Raw genomic sequence first — 24,323 nt, forward strand, 5'->3', positions numbered from 1 at the left:
ATTTGAACGCGAGAAACGAAAGAGGCCCCACTCGATTGAGTAGGGCCTCTGACCTGCACTTCTTTGTAGCGGGGACAGGATTTGAACCTGTGACCTCTGGGTTATGAGCCCAGCGAGCTACCGAGCTGCTCCACCCCGCGTCGCTTCGATAACTCTAGCGCACCGCCAGATCAACGCCAAACCGGCCTCGCCACGTACGTGAGCGGACCGCCTGGACCCCCGGAACACATGTCCAGGGGTCCAGGACCAGGATCAGCCCGGCGGGGCGGAGCTGGCCGGCGCCGACGGTGGTGCCGATGCCGGTGGCGAACCCGACGGGTTCGTCGAGGGCTGGGTGCCGCCCGCCGCCGCGGCGGCCTTCTGGGCGTCTTCGAAGGCCTTCATCGCGTCGTCCAGGGCCTTCAGGGCGCGGCCGTAGCGTTCGAAGTCACCGGACTGTTGGGCGGCTCTCACTTCGGTGATCGCCGACTGGACCTTGGCGGCGGCGGCCATCAGGGCGTCGTTGGCGCCGGGTTGGGTGCCGGTGCCCGGTGGTTGGGTGACGCCGGTCGGCGGTTGGGCGCCGCCCGGTGTTCGGCCGTTGTTGGCCTGGGCCACCAGCTGTTCCAGCCCCTGTTGGAGGTTGTTGGCGTACGCGGCGTAGTCGCCGAAGTTGACCAGCACCTTGTTCAGGAACGGGAACGAGTTGTCCTGCGACGTCGAGCGGATGTACAGGGGTTGGACGTACAGCATGCCGCCGGCGATCGGTAGCGACAGCAGGTTGCCGAACACCGGTCTGGAATCGCTCGACTCGAGCAGGGTGATGTCCTGCCGCGCCTGGTCCTGGTTGACCATCTTCTGGTGTACCTGGGCCGGGCCCTGGATGTTGGTGTTGTCGGGCAGCTCGTACACCTGCAGCACGGGCTTGCCGTCGACGTAGTAGCCGCTGACGAGCGCGGCCAGGTTGGCCCGGTTGCGCGGCACCACGGCTGCGGTCAGCTGGAAGTTCAGCTCGTCCTGCACCGGCATCTTGGCGAGCACGTAGTACGGCGGCTGCTTCTCCTGGCCGCTGTTGGCCGGGTCGGCCGGCACCTGCCAGAAGTCCTGCTGCGAGAAGAACTCGTTCGGCGCCGTGACGTGGAACCGCGACAGCAGGTCGCGCTGGACCTTGAACTGGTCGACCGGGTACCGCAGGTGGTTCTGCAGATCCGGGGGAATCTGGCTGCTCGGCTTGACCAGCTTGCCGCCGAACGCCTTGTTCCAGGCCTTCAGCACCGGGTCCTTGTCGTCGAACGAGTACAGGGTGACGGTGCCGTCGTACGCGTCGACCGTCGCCTTCACCGAGTTGCGGAGGTAGTTGATGTCCTGCCGCTGCTGGGCGAACGTGCCCTCGCCGGTGGTGGCGTCGGTGGTCGCGGCCCGCAGGTCGACCTTCGTGGAGTACGGGTAGGTCGAGGCGGTGGTGTAGCCGTCGACGATCCACAGGACGCGGCCGTTCACGACGGCCGGGTACGGGTCGCCGTCGATCGTGAGGAACGGCGCGACCTTCTCCACCCGCTCCCGCGGCTCACGCACGTACATGATCTTCGAGTCGTCGTTGAACACGCTCGACAGCAGGAAGTTGGTCTCCCGCATGTGGGTGGCGTAGAGGATGCGACGCGACAGCGAGCCGACGCCGATGCCGCCCTTGCCGTCGTACGTGAAGTACTGGTCGGTGTTGCCGCTCGGCCGGTCGAACTCGGAGTCGTTGCCGCCGGACTTGCCGACGATCGCGTACTCGCTCATGCGTTCGCCGTAGTACACCCGGGGCTGCGAGGTGGGTATCTGCTCAGTGGACGACTGGCACTCCTCGCCAGCCGCCCGTTGCTGTTCACCGAGGAACCCGGAGACGAAGTACGGCAGGCCGCCGCAGACGAGCCGGTTGGCCGGCGCCGCCACGAAGCCGTAGCCGTGGGTGAAGACGGTGTGCTTGTTCTGCCAGTTCGACTGCGTCGGGCTGAGCTTGTCGTAGTTGATCTCGCGGACGCCGACCACGTAGTCCTGCGTGGTCTTGTTGACCTCGTAGCGGTCGATGTCGAGCTTGTCGGCGAACTCGTAGAACCCGCGCACCTGCTGCTTCTGCGTGTAGGTGTCGTTGACGACCGCCGGGTCGAGCAGGCGCACATTGGGCACGGTGGAGGTGTCGGTGAGCAGATCACCCGGCGGCACCGTGACGTTGGACGAGTACTGCTCCGTCTTCACGTCGGCTATGCCGTACGCCGCCCGCGTTCCGTTGATGCTGTATTGGATGTACGGGCTCTCCTTCTCGCGCGGGCTCGGCTTGACGGTGAACGACTGCACACCGGCCGGAATGATCCCGCCGATCACCACCGCCGAGATGCCGAGGAGCGCCAGCGCCACACCCGGCCACACCAGGTTCCGGGCGAACGCGTTCGAGAAGACGAGGATCGCGACGGCCACCACCAGCGAGATCCAGGCCAGGATCTCCTTGGCCGGCAGCAGGGCGCTGATCGCCGTGTAGGAGGCGCCGTTGAGGTTGTCGACGCTCGGGTTCTGCCCGAGCAGTAGGCCGCGCCGGTCGAGGAAGTACGCGGCGGCCTTCAGCAGGACGAACGCGGCCACCAACGCGGTGAGGTGGGCGCGGGCCGCCGGGGTCATGCGGTCGCCGGCACCTTGCAGGCGCACGCCGCCGAGGAGGTAGTGCAGGCCGAGGGCACCGAGCAGCGAGACGACCACCGCGAAGAACCCGACGCCCAGCAGGTACCGGTAGAACGGGTACTCGAAGACGTAGAAGCTGACGTCGACGCCGAAGTGCGGGTCCTTGACGCCGAACGAGCCGCCGTTGATGAACAGCAGCCACTGCTGCCACCGGTTCTGCGCGGCGATGCCGGCGAACAGCCCGACCAGCCCGGCGATGACCGCGATCCAGGTGCCCATGCGGGGAAGCAGGAACATCCGGTAGCGGTCGAGCGCGTGCTGCTCGGCCGAGTGCGGACGCAGCAACGGCCGCATCCGGTACGCCAGGTACAGGTTGACCGCCACGATCAACCCGACCCCGAGCCCGAACGTCGCCAGTAGCAGGGCGCGGGTGGTGAGGATGCCGCTGTAGACATCGGTGTAGCCGGTCTCGTCGTACCACAGCCAGTCGGCCCAGATGTCGAAAGCACGATCGGTGATCGCAACGAGGACGAGCAGCACGGCGAGAACGACCAGGGTGACCCTGCCCCGCCGGCTGACGCGGGACAAGGGGGTGCGCATTACCACGATGACTCCCTGCAGAGGCTCCCCGAACGGGCACCAGCGTAGCCACCCAGTCTGACAGCGGGAGGCCGTGCCGGTACGCATGGTCGAGGAAGTGCATAAAACGCCAGAAATCAGGACGGAAAAACGGTCTCAACAGAGCTGCGGCGTGCGCTTCTCCCGCAGTGCCTGGAGGGCGCTCAGCGCGTCGTCGATCGTCGCGACGCGGTAGATCGGCAGACCGGGCACCGCGTTGGCCTTGGCCTCGGCGCAGTTCGCGGCCGGTGCGAGGAACACGGTCGCCTTGTCGCGCTTGGCTCCGCGCAACTTCTGCGGGATACCGCCGATCGCACCGACGTTGCCCTCGTCGTCGATCGTGCCGGTGCCGGCGATCCGGATGCCGCCGGTGAGGTCGACCGGGTCGATCTTGTCGATTACGCCCAGCGTGAACATCAACCCGGCCGACGGGCCACCGATCCGGTCCAGGTCGAACTTCACCTCGAACGGCGCCGGCTGCTTGTGCTCGATGACGACGCCCAGCCGCGGAGAGCCGTCCTCCGCCTTCGCCGTCGCCACGCCCGCGACCGCCGCCACGCCGTCACGGGTGTAGCCGACCTGGAGGACCGTGCCGGCCGGCTTGGCCCGCACCAGATCACGCAACTTCTGGCTGGAGGTCACCGTGGTGCCGTCGATCGAGGTGATGACGTCGCCGGGCTTCAGCGTCTGTTCGGCCGGCACGCCGCTCGCGACCTCGGTGACCGTGACCAGCACCGGGAACCCCAACTTGCGCAGCGCCACCGTCTCGGCACTGGTCTGCGACGCCTTGAACGAGTTGGCGTTCTCCTGGTCGACCTGCTCCTCGGTCTTGTCCGGCGGGTAGACGAGGTCGCGTGGCACCACCGCGCTGTCGCCGCTGATCCAGCCGCGAACCGCGTCGACCAGCGTCAGATTGTCGCGGACGTTGACCGTCGTCAGCCGCAACTGCCCGGCCGACGACGTTTCCGCACGGCCCTCGATCGTGATGATCGGCTTACCGTCGTGCTGGCCGAGCGTGTTCTCGGTCGGCCCCGGGCCGAGTTCCACATACGGGACCGGCGCGGTGCCGGCCTGCCAGATAAGCAGCAACAGCAGCACGGCCCCCAGCAGAAGGGTGGCTCCGCGACGTCCCATGGCGGCGACTCTATCCGTCACACGCACAACACATGGTCAAGCCCTGAGCGTATTCACAGGCGCGGCACAGCCGACGCGAAGTCGGCGGCGTACCGTTGACACGTGCCAGACTCTCCCTTCGGCTTCGGATTCGGCGGCGCACCCGACCCGAACGACCCGCAGCAGATGCAGCAGTTCATGAGTCAGCTGCAGCAGATGTTCACCGCGCCCACCAGTGGCGGCCCGGTGAACTGGGACCTGGCCCGCCAGGTCGCGCAGGCCCACCTCACCGGCGGCCGGGGCATGCCCGGCGGCATTCTCGGCTTCGGCCTGCCGAACCTCATCGGCATGCCGCAGGCGGGTGAACTGCCCGGTGGCGAGGAGAAGGAGGCCCCGGTCGGCGACCCGCCGGTCGGCGCCGCCGAGAAGGCCGAGCTCATCGAGGCGCTCCGGCTGGCCGACCTGTGGCTGGAGCCGGAGTCCGAGCTTCCGTCGGGGCTCACCGTCCCCACCGCCTGGACCCGCGGCGAGTGGCTGGCCGCCACCCTCGACGTCTGGCGCAAGCTGTGCGACCCGGTCGCCGGCCGCATCGTCGGCGCGATGTCGGAGCTGGTCCCGGAGGAGATGCGCGGCCAGATGGGGCCGATGTCGGCGATGGTCACGTCGCTCGGCGGCGCGCTCTTCGGCAGCCAGTTGGGCACCGCGCTCGGCTCGCTCGCCGCCGAGGTCCTTTCGGCGAGCGACATCGGGCTCCCGCTCGGTCCGGCCGGCACGGCCGCGCTCGTCCCGGCCAACATCAAGGCCTACGGTGACGGGCTTGAGCTGCCGGCCGACCAGGTCCGCCTCTACGTGGCCCTGCGTGAGGCCGCCCACCAGCGCCTCTTCAGCCACGTTCCGTGGCTCCGCGGCCACATCCTCACCGCGGTCGAGGCGTACGCGGCCGGCATCCGGGTCGACCGGGAGGCGATCGAAGACGCCATCGGCAAGTTCGACCCGACCAACCCCGGCGGCATGCAGGAGATCGCGCTCGACGGCATCTTCACGCCCGACGACAGCCCCCAGCAGCAGGCCGCGCTGGCCCGCCTGGAAACCGCGCTGGCGCTGGTCGAGGGCTGGGTGAGCCACGTGGTCGACCGGGCCGCCGGCGAGCGGCTGCCCGACGTGGTCAAGCTCGGCGAGGCGTTCCGGCGCCGGCGCGGGGCGGGCGGCCCGGCCGAGCAGACCTTCGCCGCGCTGGTCGGCCTCGAACTGCGTCCGCGCAAGCTGCGGGAGGCGGCCGCGCTGTGGGCCGCGCTCACCGAGCACCGCGGCATCGCCGGCCGCGACGCCCTCTGGGGCCACCCCGACCTGATGCCCGACGCCGAGGCGTTCGGCGACCCGGAGGCCTACGCCCGCAACGAGGGCGGCGCCGACGTGAACTTCGACGAGCTGTTCGAGGAGCTCAGCAAGAACGACCCGCCCGAGGAGAACCCCGAAGGCTAGCCGCCCAAGAGGGCCCGGGTGGTGTCCCAGCCGTCGAGCGCCGGGTCCAGCCGGGCCAGGTCGGCGGGTCCGCGCAGGCGGTGCCAGGCCGGCGTCACCGCCACCAGCGCGCGGCGCGGTGCCGCGTCGCGCACATCGGCGGGTTCGGCGTCGTCGAGATCAAGATCGGGAAACCAGTCCGGGACGGGCGTGCGCGCGGCCACCCCGAGCAGCCCGCCACTGGTCGAGGGCGCCACGGCGGCGTGCCGGGTGGTCAACGGTTGCAGCAGCTTGCCCACGAGCAGGCCGGGCACGTCGGGAGCGTCGCCGGCGAGAACGGCCGCCTGCTCGTAGCCGTCAGCAGCGGCGGCGACCAGGGCCGCCCGGGGCGTCGGCACCTCGAGTTCGTACACGGGCATCCGGGGCCAGGCGACGGCGGCCGCGAGAGCGTGCTCACCGCGTCCGATAGCTATTGCCCCATCCGCGGCCGCAAGCGCCGCGACCAGATCGACCACGTCCTCGGCCAGGGCCCGGCGCCAGGTGGGCGGGTCGGAACCGGGCGGCGCCCACGGCACCGGCCCGAGCAGAACGATCACGACGCGGCGGGTCACCGGTCAATCGTCTGACATCTCCAGTCCGGAGGCCGCGCTGACCCCCTCCAGAAATCCCCTGGCCCGCTCGGCCCGCGGGTAGCGGGAGACGAGATCCCAGAAGGCACTGTTGTGACTGGGGACGACGAGGTGCGCCAACTCGTGCAGGAGCACGTAGTCGAGCACCCAGTCGGGCATGTCCTGCACGCGGTGCGACAGGCGGATCGTGCGGTCGGCCGGGGTACAGGAGCCCCACCGGCCGTTCTGGTTGTTGACCCAGCGCACGCTCGCCGGCCGGGCCGCGCCCGGATACTCGTGCAGGTAGCGCAGCGCCAGCCTGGTGGCCCTGGCCTGCAGATCGGCGTCGCCCCGGCGGGCGCGTTGATCTCGGGAGGCCAGCCGCTCGAGCATACGGTCGACCCACTCGCGCTCTTCGGCACGCGAGAACTGGGCCGGGATCAGTACGACCACGCGCTCGCCGTCTCGATAGGCCGACACGGTGCGCCTGCGACGCTGACTGCGCCGCACTTCTACGACCGGCTTACGCGCCATGCCGGCCGGCCTGGAAACCGCCCACGGACGGAACCTAGCGCTCGACAGCCCTTGTTCCGCAAGAGTCAAATCCCGACACCCGGATGATTCGCGCCAGTTGGTGGTTTATCGCCGGAAAGATTCCCCTGACGGCCATCAGATGATCGCCATTCGGCCCGCTCCCGGGATGCGAACGCAGGACGCGCAGGTCAGAGTGGACGGTGGTCTGGTCGATTACACAGTTTTCCGCGGTTGAGAGGGCGGTTGTCCACCGGTCACCCACACGGTACCCACACGACCGTCCACACGTTGTGGAAACGGAGGTTTACGCACCTTAGATCGGCGTGTCCCGGCTGAGCACAACTGCCACAGCAGTCGGACAAGGCACACTCACTCAGGGATCAGCCTGTTCAGGCAGGTTCGTCGGGCTTTTCGCCCGCGATCCGTTGGAAACGGTCACACGCACGTGCGGGCCGTCAACGACGCCGGCGCCAACGACGGCCCGGCGCGACTCAAGGAGGGCAGAAGTGGCCGACACCTACAACGGCTACTGCGTCAAGTGCAAGGAGAAGCGGGACTTCGAGGGCGACATCGCCGAGACGAAGACCGGCATGCGGATGGCGAAGGGCAAGTGCCCCGTCTGCGGCACCACGGTCAACCGGATCCTCGGCAAGGCCTGATCGCCCCCGTCGTCGGATGCGGGACGGCGGGCCCGCCCACCTGTACCGGCTAACGAACCTCGCAGGCCCGCTTCGACACGCTTCCGGTACGCACGCCCGCCGTCCCGCAGCCATACAGATCGCGCGGAGCCGGCGACCCTCGTGGGGGTCGCCGGCTCCGCTGGTGTCGGATCTCGGACAGACCTGCCGGCGTGATCCACAGGTTCTGTGGATAACCCCGCATGATCTGTGGACAACCCCGGTATTCATGCGCGTACCGCTGTGGACAACGCGTCCGCTACCGGCGCCGGCGTGCCAGGGTGCGTCGATGCGACGCCCCCTCCTCATCCCGCACATGCGCCGCCTGTGGCGCGACCCCAACACGCTCCAACTCGGCACCGACCCGAGCCTCGCCACCGTCCTCGAACTCGGCAACCCGGCCATGGCCCGGGTGCTCGACCTGCTCGACGGCACGCGCAGCGAGCCCGTGGTGATCGCCGCGGCGGCCGACTACAAGGTCGAGGCCCACGAGGCGGAGGCCCTCCTGGCCGCCCTCCACGACGGCGGGCTGCTCGTGGCCGGACGGGCGCTGCTGCCGGTAGGGCTCACCGACAACCAGCGCGAGCGGATGGCCCGCGAGGCGGGCGCGCTCGCGCTGGCGAGGCTGCGCGCCGGTCCGCCTCCGCGGGCGGAGGCACTTGCCCGAGCCACGCCCGCCAGGCCGGTCCCTTCTCCGGGCGACTCGGCCAATCGCGCCACGCAGCCGGCACCGCCGCCGCGCGGCGCCCAGACCGACCGCGCCACGAAGGCCGCGCCCGACGCCGCCCTGACCGGTCGCGCCACGAAGGCCGCCCTGCCCGACGCCGCCCAGACCGATCGCGCCACGCAGCCGGCTCCGTCCCGTACCGGGCGGGCCGGCCGGGGCCCGTCGTCCCGTCCGCGGGCCGGCGCGACCTCCCTGGCGCTCCCGCCCGACCCCGGCACCCCCGCCGAGATGCTCCGCCGGCGGGCGGCGGCGCGGGTGCTCGTCGCCGGTCATGCGTGGCTCGGTGCTCTGGTGGCGTCCGCGCTCGGTGCGGCCGGCATCGGACGGCTCGACCCCGCCCTCGACGGCTGGACCCGGATCGACGACGCCATGGTGGGTGGGCTCCTGCCCGCCGACGCGCACCGGTCCCGGGCCAGCGCGGCCGCCGACGCCGTGCGCCGCGTCGCGCCCGAGGCCGTGCTGACGCAGTTGCGTGAGGGGACGGCCACGTTCGTCGTCCGGGTCGGGTCCCGGCCAGGTACGGCGCTGGCCACCCGCGGGGTCCGGGAGCGCGGCGCCCCGCGGCTCGACGTCTACCTGCGTGACGGCGTGGTGGTGGTCGGTCCGCTCGTGCGGCCCGGCGCCAGCCCCTGCGGCCAGTGCCTTGAGCTGCACAGACGCGACCGCGACCGCGATTGGCCGGTCATTGCCGCGCAGTTGGCGACCGGCCGCGACACCGTCGAGGCGTGCGCGGTCACCACCGCGTTGGCCGGTGCGGCGTACGCCGTGGAGGAGGTGCTCCGGCACACCGACGGGCGACCGGTCCGCACGCTGGGTGCCACCGTCGAGATCTCCGGACCGGGTGCCGCACGCCGCCGCAGTTGGCCGGCACACCCCGGGTGTGACTGTTCTCGCCGACGTCGATCTTCCGGCTCGGGCCGGCAGTCGGACCTGCCGAGTAACAATGGTTCTTAATGACAGACATCCCGCGCCGTGCCGTCACCCGCACCGCGAAGTTGGCGGCCCTGCCGTTGGGCTTCGCCGGGCGCGCCGCGTGGGGGTTGGGGAAGCGGGTCACCGGGCTCGCGTCCGAGGTCATTTCCGCCGAGGTGCAGCAGCGCACCGCCGAGCATCTGTTCAGCGTCCTGGGTCAGCTCAAGGGCGGCGCCATGAAGATGGGCCAGGCGCTGTCGGTGTTCGAGGCGGCCCTGCCGGAGGAGTTGGCGGGGCCGTACCGCGCCGCGCTCACCAAGCTGCAGGAGGCCGCTCCCCCGCTGCCGGCGGCCACCGTGCACAAGGTGCTGGTGGGCCAGTTGGGGCCGGACTGGCGCACGCGGTTCCGCGATTTCGACGACACGCCGGCCGCGGCCGCCAGCATCGGACAGGTCCACCGGGCGATCTGGGAGGACGGTCGCGAGGTCGCGGTCAAGGTGCAGTACCCGGGTGCCGGCAAGGCGCTGGTCTCCGACCTCAATCAGCTCAGCCGGCTGGCCTCGATGTTCAAGATCATCCAGCCGGGCCTCGATGTGAAACCGCTGATCGCCGAGCTACGCACCCGGATCACCGAAGAGCTGGACTACGAGTTGGAGGCCGCCGCGCAGGCGGCCTTCGCCGTCGCTTACGCCGACGATCCCGACATCTTCGTGCCGGAGGTCGTCGCGTCCGCGCCGCAGTTGCTCGTGACGGAGTGGGTCAACGGGGTCCAGATGTCGGCCCTCATCCGGGAGGGCGAGCAGGACGCCCGCGACGACGCCGGCCGCCGGCTCGCCTACCTGCACTTCTCCGCGCCGGCCAAGACCGGCATGCTGCACGCCGACCCGCACCCCGGCAACTTCCGCATCCTGGCCGACGGCCGGCTGGGCGTCCTCGACTTCGGAGCGGTCGCCCGGCTGCCCGAGGGGCACCCCGAGGTGATCGGCCGGCTCACCCGGCTCGCGCTGGCCGGTGACGCGGAGGGCGTCGTCGGTGGCCTGCGCGGCGAGGGCTTCATCAAGCCCGACCTCGAGATCGACGCGGAGGCGGTGCTCGAGTACCTGCGTCCGATGCTCGACCCGATCGCGGTCGACGAGTTCCGGCTCACCCGCGCCTGGCTACGTGCCGAGGCCACCCGGATCGCCAGCCCGAAGAGTCCCGCCTACGCGCTGGGCCGCCAGCTCAACCTGCCCCCGTCGTACCTGCTCATCCACCGGGTGACGCTCGGCTCGATCGGGGTGCTGTGCCAGCTCGAGGCGAAGGCTCCGTACCGGGGCATCCTCCTGGAGTGGCTGCCCGGCTTCGCCAGCGGTCCCGCACTGTCGAAGTAAGCGGCCGCTTTTTCGAAGTAAGCGAGCGGGCGCCCCGCCTCCGAGAGAAGGAGAGGCGGGGCGCCCGAGTATCGCGGTTACCAGTGTTGTGATGTCTTACAGGCCGGTCATGCGGTCATGTTCGCGGCGCGAAGCCATCATGATCCGTCGGGCCGGTCGGTGCGCCTCAGAGTTAGCGGTCTGAGGCGAACGCATTCGCGCTCTTGATAGAGCTTCGTTGAGGAGTTGTACGGAGCGGACGAGCTTCATGACGGAGTCCTTCGATCGAATCGTGACGGTGTGAGTGGGCTGAACGGTGTTGGGAATGGTGGTCATCTCAGGCCGCCACGATGGCGACGGCCGCGGCTGCCCGGGCAGTGGCTTCGACACGCAGAGCCGCGTCACGAGCGACGTCCTCCTTGCGCGGACGACCCCGCGGCCGCTTCCGCGGAACCACGGCACCACGCTCGAAGATCTCGCCACCCCAGACGCCCCAGGGCTCCTGCCGGTCCAGTGCGGCCGCCAGGCACTCGACGCGGACGGGGCAGTCCCCGCACATCGCCTTTGCCAGCTCCAGCTCGGCCGGAGACTCAGCGAACCACAGGTCCGGGTCGAAGTTGCGGCACGGAAGAGCCGACTTCGCCGACACACCAGCACCCGCTCCGGCAGCGCCGAGAGGGGTCATGACCAGGTTCATTACCCGGTCACCTCGCTTCCTACGTTCTTGTGGACGGAAGGTCGTGCAAAAACTAAAGAGGCCGCGGATCCCGGGTATCGGGTTCCGCGGCCTCGAGGTGAGCCGGCTGTCGGTCTTTTAGACCGGCCATCCTCGAGGTGGTATTCCGCGGACTCCGCCAACCGGGTCCGTTCCGATGACGCTCTGCTTGCCATTCGGCACACTGGTCCCCTGGACCTGGACCTGGGGCCGGGCAAGTTGCGCCAGCGGAGCGCTCGCGCCGCCGAAGGCCAACGCGCCGTAACCCACGGTCTTGTGGGCCCTTCCGGCGGCAGCCAGCGACAGTTCGAGCACCTGAGCGCGCGACAATGGGAGCGCCCGCGCCCAAGTCGTCATGCTCATCTCTGTCATGTTCTTCTCCATGGGAGGCACCCCCTTCCGAACGCTCTCGTAGTACTTCTTCCTCTGGTCGCCAGGCACCAGCGGTGCAAGGCGTACTGGCAGGCTAAGCCCGGCCCCACGATCAAGGCAAACGAATTACGGAGGAAACTTGGAGACACTTTTCTGACAGCGGCCAGACGCAACCGAACGCGGCTGTCACAGGTCTTCGACCCCGGATCCACTCACGATGGCCAGCACCTCTGGGCCGTACATGGTGAGCTTGCGCGGCCCGATGCCACCGATCACGGCGAGCTCCTCGGTGGTCGCCGGCCGGCGCTCGGCGAGCGCGGTGAGCGTCGCATCGGTGAAGACCACGAACGCCGGGATCTTCTGCGCACCGGCCCGGTGGGCCCGCCACTCGTGCAACCGCTCCAGCAACTCCTCGTCGATGTCCGACGGACAGCCCGCGCACCGGCCGAGTTTGCGGTCGCCACCGCTGAGCAGCGCCGCACCGCACACCCGGCACGACACGAGCACCCGGCGGCTGGTGCCGTCGGGATCGCGCTTGGCCCGACCCCCGGCCGCCCGCGTCACGCGACGGTCCGGGTCGAGGTGCGGCAGGAACCGGCACGGCCGCCGCTGCCGGCCGCCGGGCGCCCGGGCTCCGGCGTACGACAGCCACAGCGACTGCCGCGCGCGGGTGATGCCGACGTAGAGCAGCCGCCGCTCCTCCTCCAGCGCCTCGGGCGACTTCGCGTACGCCGTGGGCAGCATGCCCTCGACCAGGCCCACCAGGAACACCGCGTCCCACTCCAGGCCCTTGGCCGAATGCAGCGACGACAACGTGACGCCGTCGAGCACCGGGACGTGTTGGGCGGCCGCCCGCCGGGACAGCTCCACGCAGAACTCGGAGAGGTTCAGGTCGGCGTGCTCGTCGGCGAGCGCGACCAGCGCCGCCAGCGCCTCCCACTGCTCGCGTGCGGCGCCGCCGCCGGGCGGCCGGTCGGGCCGCCAGTTCACCGCCTCCAGCGCCGCCACAACCGCGTCGCGCAATGACGGACCGGCGACGGCGGAGCGCGTCGCGGAACGCAGCGCGACCATCGCCTGCCGCACCTCGCCGCGCTCGAAGAACCGCTCGCCGCCGTGCACCACGTACGGCACGCCGGCCTCGGACAGCGCCTCCTCGTACGCCTCCGACTGGGAGTTGGCCCGGTAGAGGATCGCGATCTCCTTCGCCGAGGTGCCGGCCGAGATCATCTCGGCACAGCGCCGGGCGACGGCGGCCGCCTCGGCCGGCTCGTCGGCGTAGCCGCGCAGGTCGGGCTCCGGCCCGGGCGCCCGCTGCCCCACCAGCTTCAGCCGCAACCGGGCCAGCTCGCCCCGCGCCTGCCCGATGACGTCGTTGGCCAGCCCAACGACCTGCGGAGTGGACCGGTAGTCGCGCACCAGGCGCACCACGGTGGCCCCCCGGAACCGGCGCGGGAAGTCGACGAGGTGCTCCGACGACGCACCGGTGAACGAGTAGATCGTCTGGCTGGCGTCGCCGACCACGGTGACGTCGTCGCGGTGGCCGAGCCACGCGTCGAGCAGCTTCTGCTGCACGGGGTTGACGTCCTGGTACTCGTCGACGACGAAGTGCCGGTACTGCGCCCGGATCTGGTCGGCCACGTCGGAGTGCAGGTCGATGCCCCAGGCGGCGGCGCGCAGCATGTCTTCGAAGTCGATCGTGCCGGCGGCGCGCTTGACCCGCTCGTACTCGACGAACACCCGGGAGACCTGCTCCGCGTCGAGCGGCGGCTCGCGCCCGGCCTTCGCGACCTCGACCGGGTACTCGGTGGGCTCGATCAGGCACGACTTGGCCCACTCGATCTCCGCCGCCAGGTCGCGCGCCATCGTGCGGTCGAGCCGCAGGCCAGCCCGGGTGGCGGCCAGTCCGATCAGGCGGCCCTTGCTCTCGACCAGCTCGGGCAGCTCGCGCCCCTCGAACAACCGGGCCGCGAAGTACCGCAGCTGGCGCAGCGCCGCCGAGTGGAACGTGCGGGCCTGGACGCCGGGCACGCCGAGCGCGGTCAGCCGGGACCGCATCTCGGCCGCCGCCCGGTTGGTGAACGTCACCGCGAGCACGTGCTGCGGCCGGACCTCGCCGCTGAGCGCCCGGTAGGCCACCCGGGCCGTGATCGCCCGGGTCTTGCCGGTGCCGGCACCGGCGAGGATGCACACCGGACCAGCCGGCGCGGTGACCGCCGCCCGCTGCTCGTCGTCGAGACCGGCCAGGACGGCGCGCGCCGAGGACGGCACAGACGAATTCGCCACAGCTAGGAATCATGGCAGGCCGGTCCGACGTTTCTGAGGACGTGGCAACCGACAATCAGCTGATCATGTACTCCACCCCGTGGTGCGGCTACTGCCGCCGCCTCAAGTCGCAGCTCGACCGGGCGGGGATCCCCTTCACCGAGATCGACATCACCGACGACCCGGATTCGACCGCGTTCGTCGAGTCGGTGAACGGCGGCAACCAGACCGTGCCGACGGTCCGGCTCCCCAACGGGACGGCGCTCACCAACCCGACGCTGCCCCAGCTCACCGCGGCGCTGGCGGCGATCGTCTGAACGATCAGGCCTGCTCGGCCCAGGTCTTCACCAGATAGTGGGCGATGGAGATCGGGGTCGGCAGGCCGAAGTCGGCTGATTCCTCGTCGGCCAGCACCGCCCGGATCTCCGCCCGGGTGAACCAGCGGGCGTGGCTGATCTCGGTCTCGTCGAAGGTCAGCTCCGCCGCCGGGTCGGCCACCGCGTGGAAGCCCAGCATGATCGACCCCGGGAACGGCCACGGCTGGCTCGACACGTAGCTGATGTCGTGGACCTCGACGCCGACCTCTTCGAACACCTCACGGGCCACCGACGCCTCGGCCGACTCGCCCGGTTCCACGAAGCCGGCCAGGCACGAGTACCGGTTCTCCCAGCCCGGCGCGGTCCAGGCGGCGTTGTGCCCGAGCAGGCACCGCCCCTCCGGACCGGCGACCCCGTCGTGCACCAGCATGATCACGGCGGGATCGGTGCGCGGCCAGAACGTCTCGGAGCCGTCGTCGCTGAGCCGGGTCCAGCCCGCCTCGCCGAGCGTGGTCGGCTGGCCCGACAACGGCGAGTACGCGTGCCGCACGTGCCAGTTGGCCAGCGCCACCGCCGTGGCGAGGATCGCCACGTCACGCTGGTTCAGCGTGAGGCCGACGCCACGCAGGTCGCGCTTCTTGGCGTCGGGGATCTCGGGCGTCTCCGCGGCCACGGCGAAGTACGGCGTGTCGTCGGTGTCGACGCCGAGGAAGTACCGCTCTCCCTCGGGTGCCTGCGCGGCATCGAGATAGACCAAGGCGTCATCACGCACCAGCGCCCGGCCCTCGTCGACGACGAGCACCCGCGCCTTCGCCCACGCCTCGTCGAGCCAGGCCTGATCGGTCCGCCGGTGAGCGGCCCGGTCCAGGCCGCCGCCGAACAGCAGAGGCCCCGGGTCCATCAGCTCACGGTGGCCCGCACCAGCGGGCCGAGCGTTGCCAACGAGTCCTCGATCTTCGACGCGTCGCCCAGCACCACCGCGACCGCACCGGCCGGGGCCAGGTACTTCGCGGCGGCCGCGGCCACGTCGTCGACGGTGGCCGCCGCCAGCCGGGCCGCGTGCTCGGCCAGGTAGTCCAGCCGCAGCCCGAACCCCGCGTACGTCGACGCCAGCCCGGCGAGCCCGCTCTGCGTCGACATGCCGAGCTGCAGCGTGCCGAGCGCGTACTGACGGGCCTGCTCCAGCTCGTCGGGCTTGGGCGGCAGGGTCGCCAGCCGGCCCAGCTCGTAGATCGTCTCCAGCATCGCCGGCGCGGTGACCCCGGTGGCCACCTCGGCCGAGACGGTGAGCGCCGATCCGGCCACCGAGTGCTCGATCATCGAGTGCGGCCCGTACGTGTACCCCTTGTCCTCGCGGATGTTCTCCACCCACCGCGACGAGAAGTACCCACCGAAGATCAGGTTGGCCAGCTGCAGCGCGGCGTGGTCGGCGTGCGTGCGCGGCACCGCGGGCAGGCACATGCGCAGCGACGACTGCACCGCGTCGGCCCGGTCGACCAGCGTGAGCGGGCCGGACTCGAGCGGCGGCGCGGGCGGCAGGTCGACCTGCTCCGACTCGCCGGCCCAGCCCTTCAACGCCCGCTCGGCGGCGCCGATCGCCGTCTCCGGGTCGATGTCGCCGACGAGCACCAGCGTGCCGCCGGTCGGCTGCAGCCGCTGGGCGTGCAGGGCGACGAGCGCCTCCCGGTCGACGGCGAGCACGTCGTCGGCCGCCGGGGTCTGCACGGCGTACGGGTGCTCGCCGTAGATCCGCCTGAGCAGGGCGACCCGCGCCAGGTGCGCCGGTTGGCTGCGGGCCACCCGGATGCGGTCGGCGAGGCGGGCCCGCTCGGTCTCGACCTCGTCGCCCGGGTAGGTGGCGCCGGTGAGCACGTCGGCCATGATGTCGAGCAGCCGGTCGAGCCCGGTGACGAGCGCGTTGCCGGACACCAGCAGCCGGTCGGGGTCGGCACCGGCCGACAGGGCACCACCCACGCTCTGCAGGGCGGCGGCGATGTCGACCGTCGACTTGGTGGCCGTCCCGGAGAACAGCGTCTGGGTGAGCACCGAACTGGACGCGAGTTCCGTCCGCGCGAACGGGACGCGCAGCCGCACCTCCACCAGCGGCACCGAGGCGCGCCGGATCGCCAGCACGGTGAGCCCGTTGGGGAGCGTCCGCTCCACCGTGGACGGCACCCGGAGTTCGTTGACCGGCCCGAGGTCGGGAAGGGTGTGGACGGTCATGAGGACGCTCCCGGGATGACCTCGACGGTGGCCCGGCGCGCGACGGTGAGCGAGGCGGCCGCGGCCCGGATCTGCTCCTCGGTGACCTCGCCGACGAGGCGCGGCAGGTCGTTCAGTAACCCGGGATCGCCGCGTTGGACCTCCAGCACCGCCATCTGCATCGCCCGGCCGAGCACCGCGTCGGTGTCGCGCAGCAGGTGGGTGACCATGCGGGCCTGCGTACGGGCCAGCTCGCCCTCGGCGAGGCCATCGTTGGCCAGCCGGTCGGCCTCCTCGTCGATGGTGCGCAGCACCTTCTCGACGTCGCCGCCCGGCGGCAGGTGGGCCTGCAGCAGCAGGGCGGTGGGGTCCCGGACCGCGAACGGCTCACCCATGAACCCGATGTAGCCGCCGACGCTGGTGACCGCGCGGTCGCGCAGCACCAGCCGCTCGACCAGGCGCGACGCGTCGCCGTCGGTGAGCACCTCGGCGAGCACCACGTACGGCAGGTAGCCGACGAGGTCCTTCAGCGGGTCGGGCACCCGCCACGCGCTCGCGACGGCCGGCAGCGGGGCCAGCTTGTCGGTGTAGCTCTCGCGCCGCTCGGCGGAGAGGTCGGGCTCGGCGAAGTCGGGCAGGGTCGGCGCCGGGCGGGCCGGCACGTCGCCGAAGTGCCGCTCGACCAGCGCTTTCGCCGATGCGACATCGAACGCGCCGGAGACCCCGAGCACCGCGTTGCCGGCGGCGTAGTACTTGTCGAAGAACTCGGCCGCGTCGGCGACGGTGGCGGCTTCCAGGTCGTCGAAGGAGCCGTACCCGTCGTGCGCGTTCGGGTACGTGTCGAACATGACCGGTGGCACCTTGAGCCACGGGAACCCGCCGTACGGCCGGTTCAGCACGTTGACCCGGATCTCTTCCTTCACCACGTCGACCTGGTTGCGCAGGTTCTCCTCGGTGAGGCGCGGCCCGCGCATGCGGTCGGCCTCCAGGAACAGCGCACGCTCCAGGGCGTTGCCCGGGAGCGTCTCGTAGTAATCGGTGTAGTCGAAGTGGGTGGACCCGTTGAAGGTGCCACCGCTGCCCTGCACGTGCCGGAAGTGCGCGAGCTTCTCCAGGTTGGCCGAGCCCTGGAACATCAGGTGCTCGAAGAGGTGCGCGAACCCGGTTCTCCCCTCGGGTTCCGACCGGATGCCCACGTCGTAGATCACCGCCACGCCGACGACCGGCGCGCTGGAATCGGGGGTCAGCACCACCCGGAGGCCGTTGGGAAGCGTGAAACGCTCGACAGGGTAGTGCGTTACCGGAAGCACGCTCCCGACATTAGCCGATCGCGGTATGCCTACCCTTCACGTGGGCCTTATGGAGTCGAGCACCTCGTCGACCACCGGGTCGTACTGCTTGTGGGTGTCGGGGATCGAGATGTAGACGATCGCCGCCTCCGGCCGACCGACGTCGATCAGCGCGAGGCCGACGAGTTCGCTCTTGGCGTCAAGGTCGGACTTGTTGAAGTGGAGCCGGAACTTGGTGACCCACGCGGGCCGGCCACCCAACGTGGTGAGCTTCTCGTCGAGCTGCTCGAGCCGGTTCGGCTTCGGGTAGTACTCGTCCCGCACGTCGGTGGCGACCACCCGCCCGGTGCACTTCAGGTCGACGGCGAGCGAGTCGTTGTTGGTGGCCGGGATGCTGCTCGACAGGATCGACGCGTGGTAGTCGCCGCCGCTGTACTTCTCGGTGACGAAGTGTTGTCCGACCTTGTACTGGACCTTGAGGCTGCCGCCCGTCCACACCATCGGCCACGGTTCCCACGGATCGCCGTAGGCCCGGTAGGAGACACCCGACTCGTCGTCGACCGTGCGCGGGCCCGGCGGCACCGCCGGCGCCGGCTGCGGGTCGGGGTACGACGACGGCGGCGGGCAGTCCTTGACCAGCTCGGGCCGGGTGTCGGGCGGGGCGGCCTGGTCGTCGAACACCCGCGGGAGCGGCAGGCCGCCACCGTTGCCGAGCACCATGATCAGGGTGGCGATCACGCCGATCAGCACCACCAGCGCCGCCGCGCCGCCGAACCAGCGCATGAGCAGCTTGTTGCGCTTGACCGGGTCGTCGCTGTCGTCGTCACCGAACTGCAGAACATCGGGCGCCGGGCGGTCGGTGGTCCGGGTGACGGCGCCGCCCAGGGACCGCGCGGGGAGAACCGAGATCGAAGATCGAGGTGACGCGCTGCGCACCTCGCCCGCCGAGCGCAGATCCGTCGCGGCCGCCTCTGGTACGCCGCGGGTGGCCTGCGCCGGGACGCCGACCGACGCCACCACGGGCACCTCGATCGGGGTGTCCGGGTGTGCCCAGGGTGAACGATCCTCAGCCATGACGCTTCCAGTGTGCCAGCGATGACCAAGCATCCGCCGCCACACGGCGCCACTCGACCAACTGTGCACCCGCACGTCACCCACCGTTGAAGCGGGTGCGGCCCCGGTCTCACCGGAGTTCGCACCCGCGTCGCGCCCGCATCCGCAGCCCTTCCGGCGGTACAGAAGCGAGGTATGACATCGATGGTGGTCCGGGAGCGGTGCCGGTACATCCGCCAGGTGGCGTATCGACGAGCGGCAGAACGCCACCATTCGTTTCTACGCATGTTGGCCGTTATCTCGGCCACCCGATTCGTGAAGTCTTCTCCCATGAGCCATTTGCACCCCGGCGACGACGACATGCACTATTGCGACAATTCGCACCGCTGGATCGCTCCTCCGGAGATCGAGCAGCGCATCTGGGCGGCTCAGGTCCGGGCCCACATGCAGGAACACCTGGTGACGATGGGTGGCCCCCCGCCGACCGAGAGCCGCGCCTGCGTTCCACCGCGGCAGCTCTACCCGGCGCACGTCGGCCGCGGCGTGGCGGCGCCGCCGGTGCGACGTACCAGGCCGGCGCGGACAGCGGCGTCCGCCGGCCAACGCGTCGTGGCGGTCGGCCGACCCGCCCGCGACGCCACTCGCGACCCCGGTCGCGACAGGGCGGCGGCCAAGTAGATCCGACCCCCGGGACCTACTTGGCCGCTATTTCCCCCAAGCCGAGATCGCCGCCCGCGGCCACGGGCGGCGATCTCCTTTGCCGAGGAACGAGGCACTACGCCACTTGGCGAACCGACACTTGGCGTAGTATTCTCGGCACGCGCAGTCGTCGATTCACCGCATGAAGATCCTCCGAGTGACACTCGAAGAACCGATCGCCTCCCGGTTCTTCTCGAATCGGAGGATGACAAATGACCGGACACGGTCAGGCCATCTCGCTGCTCACCTCGGCATTTGCCGGAGCGGTGGGTGGATGGCTTTCGTGGCTTGGCGGCCTCAACACCGCAAACTCCGTTCTCGCGGGGGCAAGCGCCTTCGGCGCCACTCTCGTGATCATGATCCTGGTGATCCAGTTTCTCCAGGATCGCGAGCCCTCAGGGCACTGACGTAACGGAGCGAACGGCCAGGTTCGAGGCCACGTTCGAAACAGGTCCAAAGGAGATCGCCGCCCGTGGTTGCGGACGGCGATCTCTTCGTGCGGTTGGGGGGTCTACGGATTTCTCAGATGCCGCGCTGGCTCGCCTCCCGGGCGATCTCGGTCCGCGAGGACAGTTCAAGCTTGGCCAGCACGTGTGACACGTGCGTTTGGACGGTGCGCCGGGAGAGGAACAGCTGGGCCGCGATCTGCGGGTTGGACAAGCCCTTGGCCACCAGGCCGACCACCTTCTCCTCGGTGGGCGTCAGGCTGCTCCACCCCTGCTGCGACCGCCGGTGCTGGAACCGCGGACCGCGCCGGATCCCGTACGCGCGGAACCGCGCCTGCAGGCGGGCCAGATCCCAGGCCGCTCCCAACGCGGAGTACATCTCGTACGCCTCGGTGAACGCGTTACGCGCCGCCGGCACGTCACCGTTGTCGGCATGCGCGACTCCGGCCGCCTCCAGCGCCTGTGCCCGCGGCAGCGGTCGGGACGCCTTCTCGTACTGCCCGGCCGCCTCCACCAACTTCGCGGGGTCGTTGTCGACCAACCCGCGACAGTGCAGCCCGACCGCCTTACGGTGGAACACCTCGGACGGCTCGGCCACGGCCTCGGCCCGCAACGCCAGTGCCCGAGCCCGCTCGACGTCACCGATCATCAGCGCGAGCCGTACCGCGTCGGCCAGCAGATCCGTGGTCTGCTCGATCTCCTCCTCGCACTTTGCGAGCCCGTCGACCAACACGGCGAGGGCCTCAGCCGGTGCGTCGGCCTGCTCACGCTCCAGGCTGAAGGCCAGCGTCAGTGAACCGACCATCCGATCGTCGCCGAGTCGCGCGAGGTGAACGCGGGCGTCGAGCAGATTCTGGGTTGCCGCCGGGTCGCCGCGGTGCAGTCGGATCGTCGCGACGACGCCGTAGTCGCAGCACTTCGCCAGCGCTTCGGCGGGCACGTCGCCCCCGAGATCGAGCCGCTTCAAGGCGTAGTCCCACTGTCCGACGTCGAACAGCAACTCACCGAGCACGCTCGTCGCCTGCGCCAACCGCACCATGCTGCCACTGGCATCGGCCTGTTCGCAGGCCCTTTCGGCTGACTCGATCGCCTCGTCGTAGCGATCCAGATCGCCCAGTGCGGCCGCCTGGTTCAGCAGCAGCATGAGGCGCAGGTCGGCAAGCGACGGATCGCCCTCGGCGACGGCGAGCGCCCGCTCGAACAGCGGCAGGGCCGCCTCCTCCTCACCACGCATGCCGCGGACGAGCGTCAGAACGCCGAGCGCCCAGCCGGTAGCCCAGCGGTCGTGAGCGGCGGTCGCGGCGGCGAGCGCCGCTTGGGCGACCTCTTCGGCTCGGTCGACCCACCCCAGGCCGCGGTGCGTTCGCGCGGCGAGTACGAGCAGCCGGGCACGGTGCAGTTCATCCAGCCCGGGCAGTTGAAGAGCGGCCTCGACTACGCGCAACGTCTCTTCCCGGCGCCCCTCGATGGCCCGGCAGCCCAGCAGCGTCTGGTGCAAGTCGATCATAAGGTCGGCCCGTTTGACGTACGTGAGAGCGCCGTGCGCGACGCGGGCCGCCTGAGGTGTGTCGCCGGCACGGAAGAGCGCATCGGCCAACCGACACGTCAACAGTTGGTAGTGCTTGGCATACGGCGGTGTGTCGGTCAGCGCCCAATGTAGGAGCCGAACCGTGGCGTTCGGTGCCTGACCGGCAAGTTTGTGGGCGGCGCCGCTAAGCCACTCGACGAGCGTCTCGTCGACGGCGGCACTTCCGCCGTCGACGGCCGGCAGGACCTGCCGCGCCACCTTCTCCGCTGACGCGCCCTGACGCACCAGAGCGCGCGCGGCGTCGAGGTGCCAGGCAGCCCGAAGTGATGCTGGCATCTCCTCATACAGGGCCGCGCGGATCAGCGGATGCCGGAACGCCAGTTCCGCGCCGTGCTCGCACAGCACGCCCATCGCGATCGCCTCGTCAAGGACGGGCGTCAGATCGCTGACTCCCTTCCCCGACACGCTCGCCAGGCTTGACACCGGGAACGCGACGCCGAGCAGAGCCGCGACGCGCAGCACTTCGCGGACGGGCGTCGACAGGAACTCGAGCCGGTCGGCGATGGCCGCGTGCAGTGAGGCTGGGGTGCGACCGCCGGTGATCTCCACCTGGCCGCCGTCGACCGTGATAGTGCCGGTACGGGTAACCGCGTCGATCAGTTCGCGGACGTACAGGGGGTTCCCACCGGCTTCGGCGGCGAGCCGGCGCAACCGTTCGCCTGGGCTGCCACCGACGGCCTTCACGACCATGTCGATGACCTCGTCGTTCGACAGGCCGGACAGAACGATCTGAGCGTCGGCTGCACGCCGCAGAGCGGCCAGATCGTCGCGCCGGGGTGCCGGCCGGGCCAGCCCGGCGACCAGCAGCGGCTGACGATGCGTCGACCGGAACAACCGGCTCAGGGCGCCAACCGTGGCCGAATCTGCCCAGTGAAGATCGTCGACGACCAGGAGGACCGGGCCGGCTCCGCACACGTCGGAGATCAGCGACAGCATGCTTGTAGTGGCCGCTCCGACGCCGTTGACCTGATTGCCCGGGATCGCGGCGGCACGCAGCCACTCGGCGATCTGGGCATGGGCGTCGGCATAACGGCTCAAGGAGCCGTTCGGTGCGAACGCGTCAAGCAGCGGGAGCAGCGGAAATGCCTCGCTCAACTCCTCGCAGTTACACCAGAAGACCTGGCAGCCTAGGCGCACCGCCTCGGCTCTGGCGATCCGCATCAGTTCGGACTTGCCGATACCCGGCTCGCCTTCCACCACGATCGCCCGGCCACGCCCATCGGCGAGATCCGAGATATAACCCCGTACCTCAGCGACAAGCGAATGTCGACCCACGCGGGAGGCCGAGTGCACCGTGTCGGTCATGAGCACCAGCCCATCGCTATACGCCGATAAATCGCCTGCTTTATCTCACTAAGGCCGGACATAGTGACGAAAGCGTCCGCGACCGTCGGTCACGGCCGCGGACGTCACGTCGTATAGGCGAAAATTTGGCATAGAGATTGGCACACAAGAATCTCGCGCTCGCCGGTGACGAGCTTGATACTCTATGCAACCGACCTACCTGGCCAGGGGTGTTGGAGGCGACCGACCCGGCTCGGAAGGGATCTTCATGCCATGAAACGACGCGCCGCACGTATCATCGCGGCAGCTCTTACGCTTACCGCGATCATTCTCCCGTCCACACTGGGGCCTGGCAGCACACTTGCGGGCGGGATTTCTCCTACGGCCAACTCCCTCGTTTCGCTATCCACCTATCACGACTTCTAGTTTCCCCTCCCCAGGACCCTTTTGGAACTGGCAGACCACAACTGAATCTGCAACTTGCATGAGCGGCGGCATCCGGTCGCCGCTCATTTCTATTGTGACCAGCGAAGACAGGTAGACATCCGCCACGTGGCTGATGTGAAAGTTTCTGAATGATGGGCGGCTTTCGTCTCGGAGTGTGGGAAGACGATCACTGTAAGCAAGATCAGGACACCTCTGGCCAGCGGTCGGTACGCTGCCGGGCACTGTGATCCGGTCTTGAGGGGGCGTCCATGGCTAGGCGAGCCGCAGACGACGAAGAGAAGAAGAACCGCTGGGAGGACTGCTTGCCCGACTGCGGGGACTGCGGGTCGCCGAGTTGCGATTGCGATCTTCCGGGCTGCGATCTGGGCCTCATGATGGTGAGCTACCTCGCGCTGGGCCGCCTCTTCCGTCACACGCCGGGCACGCCGGCGCGCCCCACCCGGCCGCCGCGGTCCCGGCCCACGGTGCCCGGCCGGGCCGGCATGGTCGCCATTCGCGGTTACCAGCGCTGGCTGTCGCCGCGACTGCGGGCGAAGTGCCGCCACACGCCGCACTGCTCCGCGTACGGCATGGAGGCGGTGGAGCGCTACGGCCTCCTCGCCGGCTCGCAACTCACGGCCGACCGCATCCGCCGCTGCAAGGCACCCACCCCGCACGGCACGGTCGACCCGGTTCCGTAGGCGACCCCGACTACTCCGCCGTGCCCAGCAGGATCCGGAACGCGGCGATGCCGGCGCACGCGCAGATGAACCCGATGACGAGCATGCGGGGAACGAAGTAGCGCCGGTAGATCCGCCCGAGGCCGGCGGTTCCCGCCTTGGCGATCTTGAGGTCGCGCCGCGCCCGCGCGAACTTCTCGTAGGTGACGCCGAAGATGATCCCGACGACGATGCCGACGAGCAGACCCTGCTTGTCCACCCGGCGATGATCCCGTCACCCAACGGCGCGCGTCAATAAATATGAAGAACGGACAAAGCGTCCACCTGACGTGACGGCCGCCACCTTCGGAGGCG

Annotated in this window: 21 protein-coding genes, 1 tRNA gene and 2 pseudogenes; 8 read left to right on the forward strand and 16 right to left on the reverse strand. The window is 70.0% G+C overall.

The genetic code is table 11. The annotated features are described in order from the left end of the window. Positions 1 to 66 precede the first annotated feature (66 nt). The 3 genes from Vau01_RS04890 to Vau01_RS04900 all read right to left on the reverse strand — a co-directional run bounded on the left by Vau01_RS04890 (position 67) and on the right by Vau01_RS04900 (position 4,389). Positions 67 to 140, reverse strand: a tRNA-Met gene (locus Vau01_RS04890). Positions 141 to 252: 112 nt separating this feature from the next. Further along, the gene (locus Vau01_RS04895; protein ID WP_203987660.1) at positions 253 to 3,237 is read right to left on the reverse strand and encodes a UPF0182 family membrane protein; all 2,985 of its coding nucleotides are present in this window, start codon (positions 3,235 to 3,237) and stop codon (positions 253 to 255) included. Between the two features lie 135 nt (positions 3,238 to 3,372). Further along, positions 3,373 to 4,389, reverse strand: coding sequence for a YlbL family protein (locus Vau01_RS04900; RefSeq protein ID WP_203987663.1), 1,017 nt, complete (start codon positions 4,387 to 4,389; stop codon positions 3,373 to 3,375). Positions 4,390 to 4,554: 165 nt separating this feature from the next. On the opposite strand from Vau01_RS04900, the gene Vau01_RS04905 reads away from it, so the two are divergent. Continuing rightward, positions 4,555 to 5,850 (forward strand): zinc-dependent metalloprotease, encoded by a 1,296-nt coding sequence (locus Vau01_RS04905; RefSeq protein WP_506018237.1) that lies wholly within the window; start codon positions 4,555 to 4,557, stop codon positions 5,848 to 5,850. On the opposite strand, the gene Vau01_RS04910 is transcribed toward Vau01_RS04905, so the two are convergent. Together Vau01_RS04910 and Vau01_RS04915 are read right to left on the reverse strand one after the other, a co-directional pair. Then, the gene (locus tag Vau01_RS04910; protein ID WP_203987666.1) at positions 5,847 to 6,440 is read right to left on the reverse strand and encodes a hypothetical protein; all 594 of its coding nucleotides are present in this window, start codon (positions 6,438 to 6,440) and stop codon (positions 5,847 to 5,849) included. The genes Vau01_RS04905 and Vau01_RS04910 overlap by 4 nt on opposite strands. A 3-nt stretch (positions 6,441 to 6,443) precedes the next feature. Then, entirely contained in the window at positions 6,444 to 6,971 is a 528-nt protein-coding gene (locus Vau01_RS04915; RefSeq protein ID WP_203987668.1) for a M48 metallopeptidase family protein, read from the reverse strand. A 506-nt stretch (positions 6,972 to 7,477) separates the two neighbouring features. Here Vau01_RS04915 and Vau01_RS04920 point away from each other — a divergent pair. The 3 genes from Vau01_RS04920 to Vau01_RS04930 all read left to right on the forward strand — a co-directional run bounded on the left by Vau01_RS04920 (position 7,478) and on the right by Vau01_RS04930 (position 10,657). Next, a complete protein-coding gene (locus tag Vau01_RS04920; protein ID WP_203930114.1) occupies positions 7,478 to 7,630 on the forward strand; it encodes a DUF5679 domain-containing protein in 153 nt (50 codons plus the stop codon). 307 nt (positions 7,631 to 7,937) lie between these two features. After that, positions 7,938 to 9,329 carry a hypothetical protein gene (locus tag Vau01_RS04925; RefSeq protein WP_203987670.1) on the forward strand — a complete coding sequence of 464 codons (1,392 nt, stop codon included), beginning with the start codon at positions 7,938 to 7,940 and terminating at the stop codon, positions 9,327 to 9,329. Then, complete coding sequence (locus tag Vau01_RS04930; RefSeq protein ID WP_203987671.1) at positions 9,329 to 10,657, forward strand: ABC1 kinase family protein; 1,329 nt, start codon at positions 9,329 to 9,331, stop codon at positions 10,655 to 10,657. The genes Vau01_RS04925 and Vau01_RS04930 overlap by 1 nt, the downstream gene beginning before the upstream one ends. 316 nt (positions 10,658 to 10,973) lie before the next feature. Here Vau01_RS04930 and Vau01_RS04935 read toward each other — a convergent pair whose 3' ends face one another. From Vau01_RS04935 to Vau01_RS04945, 5 genes and pseudogenes are all read right to left on the reverse strand, one after another. Next, on the reverse strand, positions 10,974 to 11,321 hold the full coding sequence (locus Vau01_RS04935) for a WhiB family transcriptional regulator (RefSeq protein ID WP_239151313.1): 348 nt from the start codon (positions 11,319 to 11,321) through the stop codon (positions 10,974 to 10,976). A gap of 129 nt (positions 11,322 to 11,450) precedes the next feature. Next, positions 11,451 to 11,735: a hypothetical protein gene (locus Vau01_RS04940; protein ID WP_203987675.1), complete on the reverse strand. Its 285-nt coding sequence runs from the start codon at positions 11,733 to 11,735 to the stop codon at positions 11,451 to 11,453. Between the two features lie 174 nt (positions 11,736 to 11,909). Then, complete coding sequence (locus tag Vau01_RS65155; RefSeq protein ID WP_373320172.1) at positions 11,910 to 12,287, reverse strand: HRDC domain-containing protein; 378 nt, start codon at positions 12,285 to 12,287, stop codon at positions 11,910 to 11,912. An 11-nt stretch (positions 12,288 to 12,298) separates the two neighbouring features. Continuing rightward, a pseudogene (locus Vau01_RS65160) lies at positions 12,299 to 12,644 on the reverse strand (3'-5' exonuclease); the annotation flags it as partial. Then, a pseudogene (locus tag Vau01_RS04945) lies at positions 12,623 to 13,991 on the reverse strand (ATP-dependent helicase); the annotation flags it as partial. The pseudogenes Vau01_RS65160 and Vau01_RS04945, both read right to left, overlap by 22 nt. Positions 13,992 to 14,071: 80 nt before the next feature. Here Vau01_RS04945 and Vau01_RS04950 point away from each other — a divergent pair. After that, entirely contained in the window at positions 14,072 to 14,302 is a 231-nt protein-coding gene (locus Vau01_RS04950; RefSeq protein WP_203987800.1) for a mycoredoxin, read from the forward strand. 4 nt (positions 14,303 to 14,306) lie between these two features. Here the strand turns inward: Vau01_RS04950 and nudC are convergent, their stop codons facing one another. The 4 genes from nudC to Vau01_RS04970 are packed head-to-tail and all read right to left on the reverse strand — an operon-like array spanning position 14,307 to position 18,867. After that, positions 14,307 to 15,203, reverse strand: a complete 897-nt coding sequence (gene nudC / locus Vau01_RS04955; protein ID WP_203987677.1) for an NAD(+) diphosphatase — start codon at positions 15,201 to 15,203, stop codon at positions 14,307 to 14,309. Then, positions 15,203 to 16,525, reverse strand: coding sequence for a M16 family metallopeptidase (locus tag Vau01_RS04960; RefSeq protein ID WP_203987680.1), 1,323 nt, complete (start codon positions 16,523 to 16,525; stop codon positions 15,203 to 15,205). Before Vau01_RS04960 ends, nudC begins: the two co-directional genes overlap by 1 nt. Beyond that, positions 16,522 to 17,814 (reverse strand): M16 family metallopeptidase, encoded by a 1,293-nt coding sequence (locus Vau01_RS04965; protein WP_239151307.1) that lies wholly within the window; start codon positions 17,812 to 17,814, stop codon positions 16,522 to 16,524. Before Vau01_RS04965 ends, Vau01_RS04960 begins: the two co-directional genes overlap by 4 nt. Before the next feature lie 36 nt (positions 17,815 to 17,850). Beyond that, positions 17,851 to 18,867, reverse strand: a complete 1,017-nt coding sequence (locus Vau01_RS04970) for a hypothetical protein (RefSeq protein WP_203987683.1) — start codon at positions 18,865 to 18,867, stop codon at positions 17,851 to 17,853. Positions 18,868 to 19,176: 309 nt separating this feature from the next. Here Vau01_RS04970 and Vau01_RS04975 point away from each other — a divergent pair, with 309 nt between their 5' ends. Both Vau01_RS04975 and Vau01_RS04980 read left to right on the forward strand, forming a co-directional pair. Further along, the gene (locus tag Vau01_RS04975) at positions 19,177 to 19,524 is read left to right on the forward strand and encodes a hypothetical protein (protein WP_203987804.1); all 348 of its coding nucleotides are present in this window, start codon (positions 19,177 to 19,179) and stop codon (positions 19,522 to 19,524) included. Between the two features lie 233 nt (positions 19,525 to 19,757). After that, the gene (locus Vau01_RS04980) at positions 19,758 to 19,952 is read left to right on the forward strand and encodes a hypothetical protein (RefSeq protein ID WP_203987686.1); all 195 of its coding nucleotides are present in this window, start codon (positions 19,758 to 19,760) and stop codon (positions 19,950 to 19,952) included. A gap of 115 nt (positions 19,953 to 20,067) precedes the next feature. Here Vau01_RS04980 and Vau01_RS04985 read toward each other — a convergent pair whose 3' ends face one another. After that, a complete protein-coding gene (locus tag Vau01_RS04985) occupies positions 20,068 to 22,884 on the reverse strand; it encodes a helix-turn-helix transcriptional regulator (protein ID WP_203987689.1) in 2,817 nt (938 codons plus the stop codon). A 797-nt stretch (positions 22,885 to 23,681) separates the two neighbouring features. On the opposite strand from Vau01_RS04985, the gene yidD reads away from it, so the two are divergent. Beyond that, complete coding sequence (gene yidD, locus Vau01_RS04990) at positions 23,682 to 23,990, forward strand: membrane protein insertion efficiency factor YidD (protein ID WP_203987692.1); 309 nt, start codon at positions 23,682 to 23,684, stop codon at positions 23,988 to 23,990. 10 nt (positions 23,991 to 24,000) lie between these two features. Here yidD and Vau01_RS04995 read toward each other — a convergent pair whose 3' ends face one another. After that, a complete protein-coding gene (locus tag Vau01_RS04995) occupies positions 24,001 to 24,228 on the reverse strand; it encodes a hypothetical protein (RefSeq protein ID WP_203987695.1) in 228 nt (75 codons plus the stop codon). Positions 24,229 to 24,323: the final 95 nt, after the last annotated feature.

Origin of the sequence: Virgisporangium aurantiacum (assembly GCF_016863635.1) — a bacterium.
GTDB classification, from domain to species: domain Bacteria; phylum Actinomycetota; class Actinomycetes; order Mycobacteriales; family Micromonosporaceae; genus Virgisporangium; species Virgisporangium aurantiacum.